The 1,101-nt window shown below is 57.9% G+C and carries 1 pseudogene; it reads left to right on the top strand.

The features are described 5' to 3' along the window. Positions 1-392: 392 nt before the first annotated feature. Positions 393-1,101 (top strand): annotated as a pseudogene (locus AC1DCY_RS27160) (hypothetical protein); the annotation flags it as partial.

The raw sequence follows: 1,101 nt of genomic DNA, 5'->3' as shown, positions 1-1,101 counted from the left end.
GGGTTTCGGAGGTGTGGATCAGCAGGGTTTCGGTGTCGACGTCAGGGCTGATGGTGAAGAGACGGCTGATGGAGGCGGGGGGATTGGGGGTGATCTTTTTCATTGGCTTGTTCCTGAAACCAAATCAAGGAAAAGCGCCTGCTTGAATTTAGAGGCGCTCGTGCACCTAGATTTTTTTGAAGGGCTTCCACACCCTTGCCACTGATTTTGCAGCGACAGACGAAGGCTATTCGCCTGGCCCACCCGGCACAAGTTCACCAAAACCGCTACAGCGTGCAGGAAATGTCCGAAGCCCGTGTTTCTGCGGTCTCTCGCCAAAGAGTCGAACCCGTTTCAAGCGGCCCTCAGCATGTTCGTCTAACCTGCTTTGATTGTGCATCGAGAGTCTGTCGATGGAACCCGAGTACGCTGTGCACCGCAATACACCCATGCTGGCGGTAGTCGACGCTCGTGGCCTGGCCGTGGCGTCCGTAGCCTATTACCGCAAGACCAGCAGCGATGTGCGGCCTGAGACGCGAATAACGCGCGAGACTTTTGATGCGGCCGGTCGATCGCTGGCGAATTGGGACCCGCGTTTGGGCTCAGGCGGTACACCGATTGCCTCGATGATTCGCGTTCCTGGCTTGTCTGGACAACCCGTGTTAACCATCAGCGTTGATGCCGGTTGGCGGTTGGCATTGCAGGATGACACCGGGCAGGTTCGGCAGAACTGGGACGGGGCGGGGAATACAACTTGCTTTGAATACGACCCGATGGGCCGGCCACTGAGTATCGAGCAAACCTCGCCCAATACCGCCATGCAGTGTGTGGAGCGTTTTTATTACGGCTCGGCTGAATCAGAGGTCAGCGCTCGAAACCAGTGTGGTCGGTTGATTCGCCATGCGGACACTGCCGGTACGCGTGAGGTGCCCGACTACAACCTGCAAGGGGAACCGCTCACGGAATCACGGCGTTTTCTGGCAGCACTGGATCACCCTGGGTGGCCTGTCGCCGAGAGCCAACAGAATGCCTTGCTGGAGCAGGAGGCGGACAAAATCTACAGTACTCACTGGCAGTACGACGCGCTGGGTGGCGTGCTTGAGCATCTTGATGCCGCTGGAC

Source organism: Lysinibacillus sp. 10T31 (assembly GCF_056394365.1).
Note: the sequence above shows the minus strand (reverse complement) of the source record. Positions and strands in the feature narration are given on the sequence as shown.